This window comes from Streptomyces anulatus (genome assembly GCF_014650675.1).
Classification (GTDB): domain Bacteria; phylum Actinomycetota; class Actinomycetes; order Streptomycetales; family Streptomycetaceae; genus Streptomyces; species Streptomyces anulatus.
On record NZ_BMVK01000003.1, the window covers coordinates 425358 to 443992 of the forward strand.

The window sequence follows — 18635 nt, forward strand, 5'->3', positions numbered from 1 at the left end:
ACCGGTGTACTTATGCCGTACTGATGTATCGACTCGATACATCAGCACGATAGATCGGTCTGTCCGGTTCGACAAGGGTGACCTTCGTGAACGGCGTCACATCAGCAATTCCCAGGGTTCGACTTGCGTAATTTGGGGTGAAGTTCGGCCCTAGGCGGGTTTTGACCGTGCGTAGTCTGTGCGGCATGCAGACCACCGGGAACCGCGAGGCGCTTTCGCGCGTCAGTCATCGCGGACTGCCGGATGTACTGCGGATGAGCCTTCCGCAGTGGCTTGTCCGTAATTCGGGGGGACCGGATCTCAACTGCCGCTTCCAGGCGCTCTCGCCTGCCCGAGGAGTAGTCGTTCCATGAGCGAGCACCGTCGCAAAACGCCTCAGCCACAAGGTGGCGGGCGTGCAGCGGCCAGACGAGCCGCCCAGCAGTCGACCGGACGCCGAGCAGTCCCGTCACGCAGAGCCACTTCGGCATCACCTTCCGAATCGCCGTCCGAGTCGCCCGGCGAGGAGCGCCAGTACGGCAGCCGCGCCGAGGCCCGTCGCGCGGCCCAGAGGGGCGGTCGACGCCGGGGCGCCGACGCCGGGGGCCACGGCGCGAACGGCGGTGGCCGCCGCCGCGGTGGCGGTGGTGGGTCCGACGGCCCGGGGGGCCGGGGGCGCGACCACGGCGACCCCGGCGAGAAGCGTTTTATCGACTACCCGCGCCACGGCAGGTACGGGTTCCGCCGCTGGCTGCCCTCGTGGAAGCTGGTTTCGGGGCTCTGTCTGGGGTTCCTCGGAGTGCTGATGGGCGTCGGGGGCATCTCGTACGCCTTGGTGAGCACCCCCAAGGTCAATGAGACGGCTGAGGCGCAGAACAACGTCTACTACTGGGCCGACGGTTCGCAGATGGTGGCGACCGGTGGTGCGGTGAACCGCCAGATCCTCAAGTACGAGCAGATCCCGGTCGAGATGCGCAACGCCGTCATCTCGGCCGAGAACAAGAGCTTCGAGACGGACAAGGGCATCGACCCGAAGGGCATCGGCCGTGCGCTGTTCAACATGGCCACCGGTGGTGAGACCCAGGGCGGCTCGACCATCACGCAGCAGTACGTGAAGAACTCCATGCTCACCCAGGACCAGACGCTCAAGCGGAAGTTCCAGGAACTCTTCATCACGCTCAAGGTCGCCGGTGAGGAGGACAAGGAAGACGTGATGGCGGGCTACCTCAACGTCTCCTACTACGGGCGTGGAGCCTCGGGGCTGCAGGCGGCAGCCCGCACGTACTACAACAAGGACGCCAGCGAACTGGACGCGAGCGAGTGCGCCTTCCTGGCCACCCTGCTCAAGGGCGCGAGCTACTACGACCCCGCCGGCGCCCCCGACATCGACAAGAAGAACGCGACCAAGGCGAAGAACACGGAGCGGGCCAAGGAGCGTTGGGAGTGGATCCTTGACGAGCAGGTCAAGGACAAGCGGATGACGGCGGAGGAGCGCGCCAAGTTCACGAAGTTCCCCATGCCGCGACCGCCGAAGAAGGACGCCAAGCTGGGCGGCCAGACCGGCTACCTGGTGGAGCTCGCCAAGAAGTACTTCCTCGCCAACAACACGCAAGGCATCGACGCCAAGCAGCTCGAGCTGGGCGGCTACGAGATCCACACCACCTTCCAGAAGAAGAGGGTGCAGGAGCTCGAAGCAGCGGTGAACAAGGTCTACAAGGCCAAGATCCGTCCCAAGGAGCGCCCCAAGACGGACACGCACGTCGAGTTCGGCGGAGCCTCCGTGGACGCGAAGACCGGCGCGATCATCGCCACGTACGGTGGCCAGGACGCCACCACGCACTTCACGAACAACGCGGACGCCACGGGTGCCCAGGTCGGTTCGACGTGGAAGCCGTTCGTTCTGGCCGCTGCCATGCAGTACGGCGTGCGCGACCCGTCCGGCGGGCCGGAGCAGAGCAATTCCGAGCGCACCCAGGTCTCGCAGAAGAGCATCTACAACGGTGACGACGGCCTGCGGATCAGGGACTACACGGGCAAGATCTGGCTGAACGAGAACGACGAGGAGTGGCGTCAGACCAACGACGGCAACTACGACTACGGCGAGATCGACCTCCGTACGGCCATGGAGAAGTCCGCCAACTCCCCGTTCGTGCAGCTCGGCATGGACGTCGGTACGGACAAGGTCAAGGACGTCGCCGTCGCCTCCGGTCTGAAGGACGACACCTTCATGGCGGACGCGACCGTCCCCTCGTTCTCCATCGGCACCTCGTCGCCCAGCGCCATCCGCATGGCGGGCTCCTACGCCACCTTCGCCACGAGCGGCCAGCAGAACGACACGTACTCGGTGACCGAGGTGAAGAAGGGGGGCGCGGTCGTCTTCCAGCACAAGAAGAAGCCCAAGCGCGCCCTCAGCCCCGACATCGCCGACAACGTGACCGATGTGCTGAAGAACGTCGTGGAGAACGGAACGGGTGAGCCCGCCCGTCTGGAGGGCCGTGAGGCCGCGGGCAAGACCGGCACGACGGACGGCAACCGCTCTGCCTGGTTCGTCGGGTACACGCCGCAGATCTCGACCGCGATCAGCATGTTCCGGCTCGACGACGACGAGACGAACACGAAGCGCGAGTTCGAGAAGATGTTCGGCACTGGTGGCGAGGAGAAGATCCACGGAAACTCGTTCCCGGCCTCCATCTGGCACGACTACATGACCGGGGCGATGAAGGGCAAGAAGGCCATCTCCTTCCCGGAACCGAAGGACCTCGGTGATGTCGTGTGGGGCGGTGGCGCGGTCAGCCCCAGCCCGACGCCCAGTCCCACGCCTTCGCCGACGCCCACCGAGGAGTCGTCGCCGACCCCGACGCCGACCCAGACCACTCCGACTCCTCCGACGCCGACCCCGACCAAGACCTGCGGCATCTTCGACCCGAACTGCCAGGAGGCCAACGGCGGGGCGAACGCCGGAGCGGACGGCGGGGGCGACAACGGCGGAGCCGACGGTGGGGCCGACGGTGGAGCGGACGGCGGAGCCGACGGTGGAGCGACCGACGGCAGTGACAACGGCGGAGCCCAGGGAGCCAGCGGCAACCCGGGCGGGACCGGCTCCATCTGGGGCAACTCCGGGTAGCCGGACCGCCGGCCGGGCCCCTCGCGGGCCTGCCCGGCACAGCGGCGAGGGCCGCCGTACCCACCCGGGTACGGCGGCCCTCGCCGTGTTCCCGGCGGCTGTGTGCGGCATCCCGGCTCTGTGCCCGTGTCCCCCGGGCGGTCCTTGCCCCGGGCACAGCCCCGTACGGCAGGATGTGCGGCATGCCAAGCCCCAGCGCAGAAGACACGAGCGTGCACCAGGAGCGGCCCGTCGTGCGGCCCACCGATCAGGATGAGGTCGCGGCGGCCGGCAGCGAGCTGTTCGGTGGCCGGGTGGGACGCTGGGCGCGGCTCGGCGACGGCCCGCTCACGCCTGTCCGCGTCGTCGCGCTGGTCATGATCGGGATGTTCGCCCTCGGCATGGTGCAGAAGATCCCCTGCTACGAATGGGCCTGGTTCCGCGGGGCCACCTCGCAGTACACGCACGCCTGCTACTCCGACATTCCGCACCTCTTCATGGGACGCGGCTTCGCCGACGGCCTCGTACCGTACTTCGACCGGCTGAGCGGCGATATGCAGTACCTGGAGTACCCCGTGCTGACCGGGGTGTTCATGCAGGTGGCTGCCTGGTTGACGCTGACGCCCGACAGCGACCCCATCCAGCAGCGCGAGCAGATGTACTGGATGGTCAACGCGGGCATGCTGATGATCTGCGCGGTGGTCATCGCCGTGTGCACCGTCCGCACGCACCGCCGCCGCCCCTGGGACGGCCTCCTGGTCGCGCTGGCCCCCGCGTTCGTCCTCACCGCGACCATCAACTGGGACCTGCTGGCCGTCGCGCTGACGGCCGCGGCGATGCTCATGTGGTCCCGGGGCCGGGTGCTCGCGTTCGGCATCCTCATCGGCCTGGCGACGGCCGCCAAGCTCTATCCTGTTCTGCTGCTCGGCCCGCTCCTGGTGCTCTGCTGGCGGGCGGGCAGGTATCGCGAGTTCGGGACGGCCCTGCTGGGCGCGGGGGCGGCCTGGCTGGTGGTGAACCTGCCGGTGATGATCTTCGCCCCCGAGGGATGGCGGAAGTTCTACACCTTCAGCCAGGAACGGCCCATCGACTTCGGCTCGTTCTGGCTGATCATCACCCAGCGCACCGGCAAGCCCATCGACGTGGAGACGGTCAACACCGCGTCGGTCGTCCTGATGGCCGTGTTCTGCGCGGGCATCGCGGGCCTGGCGCTCTCCGCGGCCCGCCGACCGCGCTTCGCCCAGCTGGCGTTCCTGGTGGTGGCCGCGTTCATCCTGACGAACAAGGTCTACTCACCGCAGTACGTGCTCTGGCTGATCCCGCTGGCCGTCCTGGCCCGGCCGCGCTGGCGCGACTTCCTCATCTGGCAGGCCTGCGAGGTCATGTACTTCCTCGGTATCTGGTTCTACCTCGCCTACACCAGCAACGGCGACAAGCACCAAGGGCTGCCGCAGGAGGGCTACCAGGTCGCGATCGCCCTGCACCTGCTGGGCACGCTGTACGTGTGCGCGCTGATCGTCCGGGACATCCTGCTGCCGGAGAAGGACCCGGTGCGCGGGGACGGGTCGGACGACCCGTCGGGCGGGGTCCTCGACGGGGCTCCGGACGCGTTCGTGCTGGCGCCCGAGGGCCGTTCGTCCGAGTACCGGGCTCCGGCGGTCACGGGGCCTCAGGTGGAGTGGGGCGCGGCGCCCACCCGGGAGGGCTGACCCGGGGCCCGGCGCGGCCGTTCAGGGCCGCGCCGGGGCGCCTCAGCGGTCGACGAGCCGGTCGTACTGCGTGGTGGTGTGGCGCAGGTGGGCGACCAGCTCGTCGCCGACCCGCGGCTCCTGGGCGTCCGAGGGCACGAACAGGATCGACACCTGCATGTGCGGCGGCTCGGCGAACCACCGCTGCTTGCCCGCCCAGACGAACGGCGACAGATTGCGGTTGACCGTGGCCAGGCCCGCGCGGGCGACGCCCTTGGCCCGCGGCATCACTCCGTGCAGCGCCTTGGGCGCCTCCAGACCGACCCCGTGGGACGTACCGCCGGCCACGACGACCAGCCAGCCGTCCGACGCGGCCTTCTGCTGGCGGTAGCCGAACCGGTCGCCCTTGACCACGGGGGTGACGTCCAGGACGGCCCCCCGGTACTCGGTGGCCTCGTGGTCGCCGAGCCAGAGCCGGGTGCCGATGCGGGCGCGGAAGCGGGTCTGCGGGAACTGCTGCTGGAGACGGGCCAGCTCCTCGGCGCGCAGATGGCTGACGAACATGGTGTGCAGCGGGAGCCGGGCCGCGCGCAACCGGTCCATCCAGCCGATGACCTCCTCGACGGCGTCGGAACCGTCGGTACGGTCCAGCGGCAGGTGCAGGGCGAAGCCTTCGAGCCGTACGTCCTCGATCGCCGCGTGCAGCTGCCCGAGCTCCTCCTCCTTGACGCCGTGGCGCTTCATCGAGCTCATGCACTCGATGACGACACGGGCGCCCACCAGCGCGTGCACCCCGTCGACGGAGGAGACGGACCGGATGACGCGGTCCGGAAGCGGTACGGGCTCCTCACCGCGCCGGAACGGGGTCAGGACGAGCAGGTCGCCGCTGAACCAGTCCTTGATCCGGGCCGCCTCGTAGGTCGTCCCGACGGCGAGGGTGTCGGATCCGAAGCGGATCGTCTCGTCGGCGAGGCGCTCGTGGCCGAAGCCGTAGCCGTTGCCCTTGCAGACGGGTACGAGACCGGGGAACTGGTCGATCACGGACTTCTGGTGCGCCCGCCAGCGCGCGGTGTCGACGTAGAGGGAGAGCGCCATGGCCGGCCCGGAACCTTTCTGGTGGCTGCGGTGGATCAGGAACGAACGGTGTGTGCCCGGATGTGCGGTGGAGCGGTGGAGCGGATCAGCGACGCGACATATAGATGTCGAGTGCCTTGTGGAGCAGCTTGTTGAGCGGGAAGTCCCACTCGCCGACGTACTCGACGGCCTCGCCGCCGGTGCCGACCTTGAACTGGATCAGGCCGAAGAGGTGGTCCGTCTCGTCCAGCGAGTCGCTGATCCCGCGCAGGTCGTAGACGGTCGCGCCCATCGCGTAGCTGTCGCGCAGCATGCGCCACTGCATCGCGTTCGACGGCCGGACCTCGCGCCCGATGTTGTCGGAGGCGCCGTAGGAATACCAGACGTGTCCGCCGACGACGAGCATCGTGGCCGCGGAGAGGTTCACGCCGTTGTGCCGGGCGAAGTAGAGCCGCATCCGGTTGGGGTCCTCGGAGTTGAGGACGGTCCACATGCGCTGGAAGTACGAGAGCGGGCGAGGCCGGAAGTGGTCGCGCACGGCGGTGATCTCGTAGAGCCGCTGCCACTCGGCCAGGTCCTCGTAGCCGCCCTGGACGACCTCGACGCCGGCCTTGTCGGCCTTCTTGATGTTGCGGCGCCACAGCTGGTTGAAGCCCTTGAGGACGTCCTCGAGCGAGCGGTTGGCCAGCGGCACCTGGAAGACATAGCGGGGCTGTACGTCACCGAATCCGGCGCCGCCGTCCTCGCCCTGCTGCCAGCCCATCTTCCGCAGCCGGTCCGCGACCTCGAAGGCGCGCGGCTCGATGTGCGTGGCCTCGACGTCGCGCAGGCGCTTCACGTCCGGGTCCTGGATGCCGGACTTGATGGCCGCCGAGTCCCAGCGGCGGATGACCACCGGCGGGCCCATCTTCACGGAGAAGGCGCCCTGCTGCTTGAGGTGCGCGAGCATCGGCTGGAGCCAGTCGTCCAGGTTCGGTGCGTACCAGTTGATGACCGGGCCCTCGGGGAGGTACGCCAGGTAGCGCTTGATCTTGGGCAGCTGGCGGTACAGGACCAGGCCGGCGCCGACGATCTCGCCGTTCTTGTCGAACCAGCCCAGGTTCTCCGAGCGCCATTCGGTCTTCACATCAGCCCACGCCGGGACCTGGCAGTGACTGGCCGAGGGCAGGCTCTGGATGTACGCCAGATGCTGCTCTCGGCTGATGGTCCTCAGGGTCAGGCTCATGCGGGGCGCTCCTCGGCAGGTGTGTCCCCATCGGTCAGGGGCTCCGGCTCTCGCGCCGAAGCCTACTGTGACCGAGGGGCGCCCGGCCTGGCCCCGGGGGCCCGGAACGCACGGCGGACCGGCGCGGGCGCCCGGGCACCCGCGCCGGCCGGTGCCCCGGCCGGTGCTCCGGCCGGTGCTCCGGTCAGGTGATCACGCCGCCGAAGAGACCTCCGTGGGCCATGCCGAGGAAGAAGCCGACGGCGGACGCGCCGAGTCCGATGATCAGGCCGAACCGTTCTCCTGTGGTCCTGGAGACGTACATGCCGTACCCACCGGTCAGGATGCCGACGAGCCCGGCCCACGAGCTGATCAGGTGCAGGTGGTGGAACATCGCCGTCACGAAGGCGAGCGCGCCCAGCACGAGGGTCACGGCGAGCAGGGTGTCCTGGAGCGGGTGCGGCCTGCCGTCCGACGCGAAGAGCGAGCCGGTGGCGGGTCGGATGGTCTGTGCCATGGAGTACCTCCTGGCCGGACGGATGGGCGGGTGGTGCCGGCGCCATTCGCACCGCGGCGGGTGTAGCGCCTCTCACACCGCATCTGTCTCGATTGTGCCCTCTGAGCTCCTGATTTCAACCGGAAGCCGGTCTACGGGTAGTCTGTACGGTCTGCACCGGTGTCTGCCCAGGCCAGCACGGCGAGCCTCCCCCCGAACCCCGTATCCGGGATCGTTCGGGAGCGGATTGTCAGTGCTGGGTGTTCTCCTCGGGAACACCGTTGCAATACGCATCACGACCCTCCTGCCACGGAACGACCGTGGCCGCTGAGTCCAAAGGAGGTGGGTTCCACATGCGTCACTACGAGGTGATGGTCATCCTCGACCCCGATCTCGAGGAGCGAGCAGTCTCCCCGCTGATCGAGAACTTCCTCTCCGTCGTCCGTGAGGGCGACGGAAAGGTGGAGAAGGTCGACACCTGGGGCCGTCGTCGGCTCGCCTACGAGATCAAGAAGAAGCCCGAGGGCATCTACTCGGTCATCGACCTGCAGGCCGAGCCTGCGGTCGTCAAGGAGCTCGACCGCCAGATGAACCTGAACGAGTCGGTCCTCCGGACCAAGGTCCTCCGTCCCGAGATCCACTGAGCATCTAGCTCAGCGGTTTTCGGGTCCGAGTAGCAGCAAGCAGCCAGAAGCAATCCCCGCCGAGAGGTTCACCCATGGCAGGCGAGACCGTCATCACGGTCGTCGGCAATCTCGTCGACGACCCCGAGCTGCGCTTCACCCCGTCCGGTGCGGCGGTCGCGAAGTTCCGTGTCGCGTCCACTCCCCGCATCTTCGACCGGCAGACCAATGAGTGGAAGGACGGCGAAGGCCTGTTCCTCACCTGCTCGGTCTGGCGTCAGGCGGCGGAGAACGTCGCGGAGTCGCTTCAGCGAGGCATGCGCGTCGTCGTGCAGGGCCGGCTGAAGCAGCGGTCCTACGAGGACCGTGAGGGCGTCAAGCGCACGGTCTACGAGCTGGACGTCGAGGAAGTCGGCCCCAGCCTCAAGAACGCCACGGCCAAGGTCACCAAGACCACCGGTCGCGGTGGTCAGGGCGGCCAGGGTGGATACGGCGGCGGCCAGCAGGGCGGCGGCAACTGGGGCGGCGGTCCCGGTGGCGGTGGCCAGCAGGGCGGCGGCGGTGCACCCGCCGACGACCCGTGGGCGACCGGCGCGCCGGCAGGCGGCCAGGGCGGCGGGGGACAGCAGGGCGGCGGAGGCGGCTGGGGCGGAAGCTCCGGCGGTTCCGGCGGTTCCGGCGGTGCCTCTGGCGGCGGCTACTCGGACGAGCCTCCCTTCTAGGGCTGCTCGTACCCCCACTTCTTGATCACACAGGAGAAACACCATGGCGAAGCCGCCTGTGCGCAAGCCTAAGAAGAAGGTCTGCGCGTTCTGCAAGGACAAGACCCAGTACGTGGACTACAAGGACACGAACATGCTGCGGAAGTTCATTTCCGACCGCGGCAAGATCCGTGCCCGCCGCGTCACCGGCAACTGCACGCAGCACCAGCGTGACGTCGCCACGGCTGTCAAGAACAGCCGTGAGATGGCGCTGCTGCCCTACACGTCCACCGCGCGATAAGGGAAGGGTGACAAGAGCATGAAGATCATCCTCACCCACGAGGTCTCCGGCCTCGGCACCGCCGGCGACGTCGTCGACGTCAAGGACGGGTACGCCCGTAACTACCTGGTTCCGCGTGGCTTCGCCATTCGCTGGACCAAGGGCGGCGAGAAGGACGTGGCGCAGATCCGCCGCGCCCGCAAGATCCACGAGATCGCGACGATCGAGCAGGCCAACGAGATCAAGGCCAAGCTCGAGGGCGTGAAGGTCCGTCTGGCTGTTCGCTCCGGCGACGCCGGCCGTCTCTTCGGCTCGGTCACCCCGGCCGACGTCGCTGCGGCGATCAAGGCTGCCGGTGGTCCCGACGTCGACAAGCGTCGCGTCGAGCTCGGCTCGCCGATCAAGACGCTCGGCGGACACCAGGTGTCCGTCCGTCTGCACCCCGAGGTCGCAGCGAAGCTCGGCGTCGAGGTCGTTGCTGCCTAAGGGCAGAGCTCAGCTGAGTCAGTGAAGGGCCGCACCCGTTGGGTGCGGCCCTTCCTGTCTTTCGGGGCTTGTCTTTCGGGATGCGCGGTGTTTCACGTGAAACAGGCAGCCTGTTTCACGTGAAACACGCCGTGCAGCGTGCGGATCAGCGCGTGGCTCCGGTGACGATCCACCGGCCCGACCGGGTACGCAGCCAGAGCGTGACGAGGCGGACGGCCATCATCAGCGTCATCGCCCACCAGAGCGCGGTGAGCCCGCCGCCGAGGGAGGGCACAAGGAGGGCGACGGGCGCGAAGACGGCGAGCGTCACCAGCATCGCCCAGGCGAGATAGCGCCCGTCACCGGCTCCCATCAGGACGCCGTCCAGGACGAAGACCACGCCGGCGATCGGCTGGGAGACCGCCACGACCAGGAGCGCGGGCAGCAGGGTGTCCTTCACCGAGGGGTCGCTGGTGAAGAGCGGGATGAACAGGGGCCGGGCGAGCACGATCAGGATGCCGAGGGCGATGCCGCAACCGAGGCCCCACTCGACCATGCGGCGGCAGGCCTCGCGCGCGCCCTTCTCGTCGTTCGCCCCCAGATAGCGGCCGATGATCGCCTGCCCGGCGATGGCGATGGCGTCCAGAGCGAAGGCGGTCAGGCTCCAGAGGGAGAGGATGATCTGGTGCGCGGCGATGTCGACGTCCCCGAGCCGTGCGGCCACGGCGGTGGCGATCATCAGGACGGCGCGCAGGGACAGGGTTCGGATCAGCAGCGGTACGCCTGCCTGCGCGCTGGCCCTGATGCCGGCCGCGTCCGGGCGGAGGGAGGCGCCGTGCCTTCGGGCCCCGCGGATCACCACGACGAGATAGGCGGCGGCCATACCGACCTGGGCGATCACCGTTCCCCACGCGGATCCGGCGATGCCGAGCCCGGCGCCGTAGACGAGGGTCACATTGAGGGCGGCGTTCACCGTGAAACCGCCGATGGCGACGTACAGCGGGGTGCGGGTGTCCTGGAGGCCGCGCAGTACGCCGGTGGCGGCGAGCACGACGAGCATGGCCGGGATGCCGAGGATGGAGATCCTCAGATAGGTGATGGCGTACGGGGCTGCCGTGTCGGACGCGCCGAAGACGTCGACGAGCCAGGGAGCCGTCGGGACCGCGAGGGCGACGACGGCTGCTCCGAGCAGTAGGGCGAGCCAGATGCCGTCCATGCCCTGGCGGATGGCGGCGGGCAGATCGCCCGCCCCGACGCGGCGGGCGACGGCCGCCGTGGTCGCGTAGGCGAGGAAGACGAAGATGCTCACGGCCGTCATCAGGAGGGCTGCGGCGATGCCGAGGCCGGCCAGTTGCGGGGTGCCGAGGTGGCCGACGACGGCACTGTCGACCATCACGAACAGGGGCTCGGCGACGAGGGCGCCGAATGCCGGGACGGCTAGGGCGATGATCTCGCGGTCGTGCCGTCGGCGGCCGTTCTTCGGGGTCGCGGGGGCCTTGGTCATGGGGGTCAATCTAATCTTCCACAGGTAAGAGATGCAATTGGTCTACGGCCCTTACTTTCGTCCCCGTGGGGCGTTCCTCTCCGCGCCGTTTGCGGTGATCTTGAAATGAGTGCGAAAGTTTTTCTCCCCCACAGTCAGTGGATGGAGAATGCCCAGGTCAGAGTGGTCACGCCGCAGTCGCTATGAGTTTGTCCACAGTGCTGTCCCCCGGTCCGTGCACAGGTTCGGCAGGGTTCTCCACAGCATCTGGTCCGTCGTCCACATGCCCTGTGGATAACCAGATTGGCTGACGGTGCGGAGGGGCCTACCGTGGTGCGGCGCCCGCACTCCGTTCCGGCACCGGAATCCACCGAACCAGATGCTCCGGAAGTGGAGTCGGGCGACCTGTTTGTCGGTGCCGTGCCGTAAGAAAGAGTGGCACGGCTAGGTCCGCGATGCGGACGGGAGGAGGCGGCCCGGTGAGCATTCCCGAGCCTTTGGACGACCCCTGGACCGAGACCGGCCCCGGGGACCGTCTGCCTGTCTCCCGGCAGCGTCGCGGGGACCGCAAGGGGCGTGAGGACCGCCACGACCGCGGCTCGGACGAGGCCTGGGAGGGCGGCTCCCCCGGGTTCGAGCGGGTGCCGCCCCAGGATCTCGACGCCGAGCAGTCGGTCCTCGGCGGCATGCTGCTGTCCAAGGACGCCATCGCGGACGTCGTGGAGATCATCAAGGGGCACGACTTCTACCGCCCCGCCCACGAGACCGTCTACACGGCGATCCTCGACCTCTACGCCAAGGGCGAGCCGGCCGACCCGATCACGGTCGCCGCCGAGCTGGTCAAACGCGGAGAGATCACCAAGGTCGGCGGAGCGCCGTATCTGCACACCCTGGTGCAGTCCGTGCCCACCGCGGCCAACGCCTCGTACTACGCGGAGATCGTCCACGAGCGGGCGGTGCTCCGGCGGCTGGTCGAGGCGGGCACGAAGATCACGCAGATGGGATACGCGGCCGACGGGGACGTCGACGAGATCGTCAACTCCGCGCAGGCCGAGATCTACGCGGTCACCGAGCAGCGCACCAGCGAGGACTACCTCCCCCTCGGCGACATCATGGAGGGCGCGCTCGACGAGATCGAGGCCATCGGTTCGCGCAGCGGTGAGATGACCGGTGTGCCGACGGGCTTCACGGACCTCGACGCCCTGACGAACGGCATGCACCCCGGCCAGATGATCGTCATCGCGGCCCGTCCGGCCATGGGTAAGTCCACGCTGGCGCTGGACTTCGCGCGCGCCGCGTCGATCAAGAACAACCTGCCCAGCGTCATCTTCTCCCTCGAAATGGGGCGCAACGAGATCGCGATGCGTCTGCTGTCGGCCGAGGCGCGGGTCGCCCTGCACCACATGCGGTCCGGCACGATGACGGACGAGGACTGGACGCGGCTAGCGCGCCGGATGCCCGAGGTCTCGGCCGCCCCGCTCTACATCGACGACTCCCCCAACCTGTCGATGATGGAGATCCGTGCGAAGTGCCGCCGGCTCAAGCAGCGCAACGACATCAAGCTCGTGATCATCGACTATCTGCAGCTGATGCAGGCCGGTGGGTCGAAGCGGTCCGAGAGTCGTCAGCAGGAGGTCTCGGACATGTCCCGAAACCTGAAGCTGCTGGCCAAGGAGCTGGAAGTCCCGGTGATCGCGCTCTCGCAGCTGAACCGTGGTCCCGAGCAGCGCACGGACAAGAAGCCGATGGTGTCCGACCTGCGTGAGTCCGGCTCCATCGAGCAGGACGCCGACATGGTCATCCTGCTCCACCGCGAGGACGCGTACGAGAAGGAGTCACCGCGCGCCGGCGAGGCCGACATCATCGTCGGCAAGCACCGTAACGGCCCGACGGCCACCATCACCGTGGCGTTCCAGGGCCACTACTCGCGCTTCGTGGACATGGCGCAGACCTGACGGATGCCCGTGCCCGCGGTTGGACGTCGCCCGCCGGACGGCGAAAACTCGTTCGACAGGCCGGGGCCGAGTCGTCATGATCCGCACTTGTGACGACTCCGAAGCAGCTCCTGGTCCTGGCCGCCGCCCGCAACAACGCGGAGTGGTGCACGGCGATGAGCCGAACGCACGGCTCGACGGGTGAGTTCGGGGCACATGCCTGGGCCGCTGCGTCTCGCACGCCGCTGTACTACCCCGACGCGGTGACGCTGGCGCCGGGCGCCGACCGGGCCGCGCTGGTGTCCCGGATCGACACCGACGCACCCGGCGCCTCCGTCAAGGACAGCTTCGCCGATCTCGACCTGACGGAAGCCGGCTTCGAGGTGTTGTTCGAGGCGCAGTGGATCCATCGCCCGGCAGGTGCGCCCGTCCCGGCGCCGGACCTTTCCTGGGATGTGGCGGGCGATCCGGACGCGCTGCGCGCCTGGGCGCTCGCCTGGGACGACGGGGACGGCCACGCGGACCTCTTCCGGCCCGGACTTCTCGACGACCCGGCCACCTTCGTGCTCGCTGGACGCTCCGCCGACGGGCGGGTGGTCGCCGGAGCGGTGGCGAGCCGCAGTGACCAGGTGGTCGGAATCTCCAACGTCTTCGCGCCGGACGGCGGCCCCGACACGGCCTGGCCGGTCGTGCTGGACGCCGTGAACAAGCTGTTCCCCACCCTGCCGGTGGTCGGCTACGAGCAGGGGGAGGACCTGGCTGCCGCCCTCCGCCACGGCTTCGAGCCGGTCGGGCCCCTGAGGGTCTGGCTGCACGGCCGGTAGCCACACCGGAACAGAACACTCCGACTGCCGGACGCGCAGCCCGGTCGAGGGGCATCGGTCGGAAGCGTTCCGGACTCTCAGCCGTTCGCCAGGGTGCGGGCGAGGAGAGGGAGCAGCCGGTCCCAGTGGAGCCGCAGTCCGGCCGGGTCGAAGGCGTCGGTGTCGGACATGGTGAAGCCGTGGACCGTGCCGGGGTAGATCTCGGAGGTGTAGCCGACCCTCGCGGCGTCCAGCGACCGGTTGAGTCCGCCGAGTGCCTCGGGCGTGATGTCCGTCGCCGCGTGGCCGAAGTGGATCTCGGCGGTGAGACGGCGCAGGCTGTCGGGCCCGTCGGCCGCGACGGGGGCGTGGAACGCGGCGAGGGCGGCCACCTGCCCGGGGTGGGCCGCGGCGGTGCGTGTCGCCAGGAGGCCGCCGATGCAGTAGCCGGTCACCGCGACCGGTCCGGTGCTCACCTCGGGCTGGGCCGTGAGGAACGTGAGGTAGGAGTCGGCGTCACGCAGGACGCGTTCGGCTGTGAGTGCCTCGATCAAGGGCATCAGCCGGCCGACGAGCGCGGGCCGGTCCTCTTCTCCGATGTGCTCGGGAAGGTCGATGAGCGGTGTCGGCCCGTCCCTGTAGAAGAAGTTGGGGACGAGCACGTAGTACCCGTGCCCGGCGAGTTCGCGGGCCATCTCCCGCAGTGCGGGCCGGATGCCGAAGGCGTCCGCGTACATCAGCACCCCGGGGTGCCGCTCGCCGTCTTCGGGGAAGGCGGCGAAGGCGTCCGCCGAACCGTCCGTCGTGGGGATCTGCATGGTCTTGGTGGGAATGGCGGATCGTCCTTCCTGAGGGAGTTCGCCGGGCCGACGTCTGTGGGGCCCACGCTTTCAGCGTGATCGTCCGCACGCAAGTGGTCTTCGCCGTAGCGGGACTTCGCCGTACCCGCCTCGCTGCTGGAGTACGGGCGGGGCCTTAGCCGGCGGGGATGATCCGGGTGACGACGGCCTCCACCAGGTGGTCGAGGCCGTCGTCACCGAGCATGTCCGGGAGAGTGAAGTGCTCCAGGAGGACCCCGGTCATGGCCAGGTAGAGGACCAGAACGGCGTCGGGGTCGCCCGGAAGGCCGCGGTCGCGGTGGAAGGAGAGGCTCTCCTCGAAGCCGGCGCGCACGGTTCGGGTCAGCTGGGTGCGCAGGTCGGGGCGGCGGGTCGCCTCCAGGCGGAGTTCCAGCATGGCCAGATAGCCGGTCCGGTCGTCGGTCATCCGCCGGATCAGCCAGTGCATCAGCTCGGCGACCAGCTCCCGGGAGGGGGCGGCGAGCATGATCTGCTCGACCTGGGCCGGATCCGGTGTCATCCGGCTGCTGATGCGGGCGCCGGTCTGCATCATGAGGTCGTCGCGGCTGCTGAAGTAGTTCGACGCGGTGCCCACCGGTACGCCGGCCCGGGCGTCCACGGCGCGGAAGGTGAGCCCGCGGGCGCCTTCGTGTGCGAGGACGTCGACCGCCGCGTCCGTGAGCATGACCCTGCGTTCGGGGTTCTTCGCCATCAGCGTTCTTCCTGCTTGTCCGGCGTCGGAAAGCGGCTTGCGCAACCACTACATGTGAAGCACTATACGTGACGTGGTTGAGGTGCGGCACCGAGCAGTCGTGGTGGTCGCGCCGCCCGGGCCGTCCGGCCCGTGCCCATCGACGGAACGGGGAACTCATGCGCAAGCTCACCTACTTCATCGCCTGCTCGATCGACGGCTTCATCGGGGATTCCAGTGGCGACGCCTCGGCGATGATGGCCTTCGTCAGCGAGGAGTTCCTCGGTTTCCTGAAGTCGGAGTACCCGGAGACCATCTCGGTCGAGGGCCGCGACATGCTCGGGTTCCACGACGCCGAGAACCAGCACTTCGACACCGTGGTCCAGGGGCGGCGGAGCTATCAGCTGGCGTTGGACGCGGACATCACCAGCCCGTACGGCCACCTTCGGGAGGTCGTGGCCTCCCGGACGCTCGCGGAGTCCCCGCACCCGAATGTCGAGCTGATCGGCGAGGACCCGGTTGCCCGGATCAGGGAGCTCAAGGCCGAGGACAGCGAGCTGGACATCTGGCTCTGCGGCGGATCCCAGTTGGCGGGGGAGCTGCTCGACGAGATCGACGAGCTCGTGATCAAGACCTACCCGGTGGTGTACGGGGTCGGCATGCCGATGTTCGGGTCCGGTTCCGGGGTCCCCGAGTTCACCCTTGAGGGAGTGCGGACCTTCGAGAACGGCGCACTGGTCCGGACGTACCGCCGCAAGCGCTGAACCGCGGAAAAGGGTTCGTCACGCGGTGGCCCGTCGGGTAGGGGTTGGACCATGACTTCCATCGACGAAGACCTGCTTCCCAGTACCCGACGCGCCCTGTTGCACCGCATCGCCGTCGCGCAACGGGACGGCCGCGCGCCGTCCCTGGTGGCCGCGGTGCGGCGACAGGGGCGTACGGCCTGGAGCGGGGCGCGTACGTGCGTCGAGGGGCATGCTCCCGACGCCGATACGCAGTACCGGATCGGTTCGATCACCAAGACGTTCACGGCCGTTCTGGTTCTGCGGCTGCGGGACGAGGGCCTGATCGACCTGGACGATCCTCTGGAGAAGCACCTCCCCGGCACAGGGGCGGGCGGGGCGACCGTCTTTCAGCTGCTGGGCCACAGCGCGGGGCTGGGCGCCGAAGCACCCGCCCCTTGGTGGGAGCGGACGCCCGGCAGCCTGCGGCCCGAGATCGCCGACGTGCTGGGCGACCGGCCGCAGCCGCACCCTGCCGGGCATCGCCATCACTACTCCAACCCCGGTTACACCCTGCTCGGTTCCCTGGTGGAAGCGGTACGCGGCGTCTCCTGGGAGGAGGCGCTGCGCCGCGAGATCCTGGAGCCGCTGGGCATGCACCGGACGACGAGCGGGCCCGTGGCGCCGCACGCGGGCGGCTGGGCCGTCCACCCCTGGGCCGACGTCATGCTGAGCGAACCCGCCGAGGACCTCGGGATCATGGCGCCCGCCGGTCAGCTCTGGTCCACCGCGGCGGACCTGCTGCGGTTCGCCGGCTTCCTGACCGAGGGCGACGACCGGGTCCTGTCGGCCTCCTCCGTGCGGGAGATGCGGACGCCCGCCGCACCGGCCGAGACGGGCGCCAGCGGCTACGGTCTCGGACTCCAGATCGTCGGGGGCGAAGAGCGCGTGCTCTTCGGGCATTCGGGATCGCTTCCCGGGTTCGTCGCCGGCCTCTGGGTCAGCGAGGAGGACGACGTGGCCGCGGTCGTTCTCGCCAATGTCACCTCGGGGCTGCCCGCCGCGATGGTGGCCGCCGAACTCCTGGGGATCGTGGCCGAAGCCGAGCCACGGATCCCGGCGCCCTGGCGTCCGCTGCCCGAGGTGGACGACGACCTGCTCGCGCTGACCGGGATCTGGCACTGGGGCACCCACCCGGTCACGCTGAGGCTGACGGAGGACCGGGGCCTGCAGCTCACGCCGCTGGGAGGCAAGGGACGCGGCGCGGCCTTCACGTACCGTCCGGACGGCACCTGGACGGGCCAGAACGACTACTACGCGGGGGAGACCCTGCGCGTCGTACGCAAGGCCGACGGCTCGGTGGACCACCTCGACCTCGGCTCGTTCGTCTTCACCCGGGAGCCGTACGAGGCGGGAGCGGCCGTGCCCGGAGGTGTGGACGCGGAGGGCTGGCGCGGGCTCGGCAACTGAGCTTCTCGCCGGATGGCGGGTGGGTGTTTCACGTGAAACACCCACCCGCCCACGTTCGTCAGAGCGCCAGTTTGAAGCCCACATGGCTGGCCGTGAAGCCGAGCCGCTCGTAGAAGCGGTGCGCGTCCTCCCGGGTGATATCCGAGGTCAGCTGCACCAACTGGCAGTTCTGGCGGCGGGATTCGTCCACCGCCCACTGGATGAGCTGGGTACCGAGGCCACTGCCGCGTTCGTCGCCGTGGATGCGGACGCCCTCGATGATCGAGCGGGTCGAGCCGCGGCGGGACAGTCCCGGGACGATGGTCAGCTGCAGCGTGCCGACGACGCGGTCCTCGCGAACGGCGACTACCACGTGCTGGTTCGGGTCGTCGGCCAGCCGCTGGAACGCCTCCTGGTAGGGGGTGAGGTCGTCCGGCGACTCGCGCTGTGCGCCCAGTGGGTCGTCGGCGAGCATCGCGACCACCGCGGCCAGGTCGTCCGGGAGGGCGGGTCGTATGGCGAGATCACTCATGATCAGCATCCTAGGACGGCTCCAGGGGACGTCTCGTCGAGCAGGGAAGGTCAGACCGGGACCTTCAGCTCTTCGACGGCCCTGACCAGAGGAGCGAGCTCCGGGTTCTCCGCAGCCTCGTCCAGGGCCGCCCGCAGCGCGCTGTCGTTCGTCGGCCGGGCGGCCTCCAGCAGCGTGAGCCCGGCCTCGGTGACGTCGGTGTAGATGCCCCGGCGATCCGTGTCGCACAGATAGCGGGTGAGCAGCCCACGGTCCTCGAGCCGGGTGACGAGCCGGGTGGTGGCGCTCTGGCTGAGAACGACGGCGTCGGCGACCTGCTTCATCTGGAGATGCCCGCCGGTGCCGTTGTGCTGCCGGCTCAACACGTCGAGCAGCGAGTACTCGCGTGCGCTGAGTCCGTGGCCGGCCTGGAGGGCCCGTTCGACGCGGGCCTCGATCTTCCCGTGGAGCAGGGAGAGTGCGCACCAGCTCTGGGCGATGGCGGTCAGGGCGGGGTCGGTCGCTGTCATGTCTCTCTCCTCCGTACGGGAGCTGCGTGACTCCAGGATAGGGGACGTCTGCAATAGCCC

Annotated in this window: 18 protein-coding genes; 10 read left to right on the forward strand and 8 right to left on the reverse strand. The window is 69.0% G+C overall.

The annotated features are described in order from the left end of the window. The first annotated feature begins 349 nt into the window (after positions 1–349). Positions 350–3103, forward strand: a complete 2754-nt coding sequence (locus IE272_RS10340; RefSeq protein WP_229897258.1) for a transglycosylase domain-containing protein — start codon at positions 350–352, stop codon at positions 3101–3103. Positions 3104–3276: 173 nt separating this feature from the next. Further along, positions 3277–4791 (forward strand): glycosyltransferase family 87 protein, encoded by a 1515-nt coding sequence (locus tag IE272_RS10345; RefSeq protein ID WP_190006688.1) that lies wholly within the window; start codon positions 3277–3279, stop codon positions 4789–4791. 42 nt (positions 4792–4833) lie between these two features. Here the strand turns inward: IE272_RS10345 and IE272_RS10350 are convergent, their stop codons facing one another. From IE272_RS10350 to IE272_RS10360, 3 genes are all read right to left on the reverse strand, one after another. Continuing rightward, positions 4834–5865, reverse strand: a complete 1032-nt coding sequence (locus IE272_RS10350) for an alanine racemase (RefSeq protein WP_003967862.1) — start codon at positions 5863–5865, stop codon at positions 4834–4836. 85 nt (positions 5866–5950) lie between these two features. Further along, the gene (locus IE272_RS10355; RefSeq protein ID WP_030077277.1) at positions 5951–7069 is read right to left on the reverse strand and encodes a lipid II:glycine glycyltransferase FemX; all 1119 of its coding nucleotides are present in this window, start codon (positions 7067–7069) and stop codon (positions 5951–5953) included. Positions 7070–7253: 184 nt separating this feature from the next. Beyond that, entirely contained in the window at positions 7254–7565 is a 312-nt protein-coding gene (locus IE272_RS10360) for a hypothetical protein (RefSeq protein ID WP_007453799.1), read from the reverse strand. A gap of 332 nt (positions 7566–7897) precedes the next feature. Here IE272_RS10360 and rpsF point away from each other — a divergent pair, with 332 nt between their 5' ends. The 4 genes from rpsF (at position 7898) to rplI (ending at position 9634) form a co-directional block, all read left to right on the forward strand. Beyond that, positions 7898–8188 carry a 30S ribosomal protein S6 gene (rpsF, locus tag IE272_RS10365; RefSeq protein WP_018957345.1) on the forward strand — a complete coding sequence of 97 codons (291 nt, stop codon included), beginning with the start codon at positions 7898–7900 and terminating at the stop codon, positions 8186–8188. A gap of 74 nt (positions 8189–8262) precedes the next feature. Beyond that, positions 8263–8889 carry a single-stranded DNA-binding protein gene (locus IE272_RS10370; RefSeq protein WP_018957346.1) on the forward strand — a complete coding sequence of 209 codons (627 nt, stop codon included), beginning with the start codon at positions 8263–8265 and terminating at the stop codon, positions 8887–8889. Between the two features lie 43 nt (positions 8890–8932). Further along, entirely contained in the window at positions 8933–9169 is a 237-nt protein-coding gene (rpsR, locus tag IE272_RS10375) for a 30S ribosomal protein S18 (RefSeq protein ID WP_003967857.1), read from the forward strand. A gap of 18 nt (positions 9170–9187) precedes the next feature. Then, the gene (gene rplI / locus IE272_RS10380) at positions 9188–9634 is read left to right on the forward strand and encodes a 50S ribosomal protein L9 (protein ID WP_003967856.1); all 447 of its coding nucleotides are present in this window, start codon (positions 9188–9190) and stop codon (positions 9632–9634) included. A gap of 145 nt (positions 9635–9779) precedes the next feature. Here rplI and IE272_RS10385 read toward each other — a convergent pair whose 3' ends face one another. Further along, on the reverse strand, positions 9780–11117 hold the full coding sequence (locus IE272_RS10385) for an MATE family efflux transporter (protein ID WP_050359864.1): 1338 nt from the start codon (positions 11115–11117) through the stop codon (positions 9780–9782). Positions 11118–11575: 458 nt separating this feature from the next. Between IE272_RS10385 and dnaB the strand changes: the two genes are divergently transcribed. Next, positions 11576–13051, forward strand: coding sequence for a replicative DNA helicase (dnaB, locus tag IE272_RS10390; RefSeq protein ID WP_026290418.1), 1476 nt, complete (start codon positions 11576–11578; stop codon positions 13049–13051). 89 nt (positions 13052–13140) lie between these two features. Continuing rightward, positions 13141–13854: a hypothetical protein gene (locus IE272_RS10395; RefSeq protein ID WP_098891030.1), complete on the forward strand. Its 714-nt coding sequence runs from the start codon at positions 13141–13143 to the stop codon at positions 13852–13854. A gap of 77 nt (positions 13855–13931) precedes the next feature. Here the strand turns inward: IE272_RS10395 and IE272_RS10400 are convergent, their stop codons facing one another. Continuing rightward, positions 13932–14651, reverse strand: a complete 720-nt coding sequence (locus IE272_RS10400; protein ID WP_190006689.1) for a dienelactone hydrolase family protein — start codon at positions 14649–14651, stop codon at positions 13932–13934. A gap of 157 nt (positions 14652–14808) precedes the next feature. Then, on the reverse strand, positions 14809–15384 hold the full coding sequence (locus IE272_RS10405; RefSeq protein ID WP_050359867.1) for a TetR/AcrR family transcriptional regulator: 576 nt from the start codon (positions 15382–15384) through the stop codon (positions 14809–14811). A gap of 158 nt (positions 15385–15542) precedes the next feature. Between IE272_RS10405 and IE272_RS10410 the strand changes: the two genes are divergently transcribed. Beyond that, complete coding sequence (locus IE272_RS10410; RefSeq protein WP_050359868.1) at positions 15543–16127, forward strand: dihydrofolate reductase family protein; 585 nt, start codon at positions 15543–15545, stop codon at positions 16125–16127. A 51-nt stretch (positions 16128–16178) separates the two neighbouring features. Continuing rightward, positions 16179–17555 (forward strand): serine hydrolase domain-containing protein, encoded by a 1377-nt coding sequence (locus IE272_RS10415; protein WP_190006690.1) that lies wholly within the window; start codon positions 16179–16181, stop codon positions 17553–17555. Between the two features lie 58 nt (positions 17556–17613). Here the strand turns inward: IE272_RS10415 and IE272_RS10420 are convergent, their stop codons facing one another. Next, the gene (locus IE272_RS10420) at positions 17614–18066 is read right to left on the reverse strand and encodes a GNAT family N-acetyltransferase (RefSeq protein ID WP_050360021.1); all 453 of its coding nucleotides are present in this window, start codon (positions 18064–18066) and stop codon (positions 17614–17616) included. Positions 18067–18116: 50 nt separating this feature from the next. Further along, positions 18117–18575 carry a MarR family winged helix-turn-helix transcriptional regulator gene (locus IE272_RS10425; protein WP_007453823.1) on the reverse strand — a complete coding sequence of 153 codons (459 nt, stop codon included), beginning with the start codon at positions 18573–18575 and terminating at the stop codon, positions 18117–18119. Between the last annotated feature and the right edge of the window lie 60 nt (positions 18576–18635).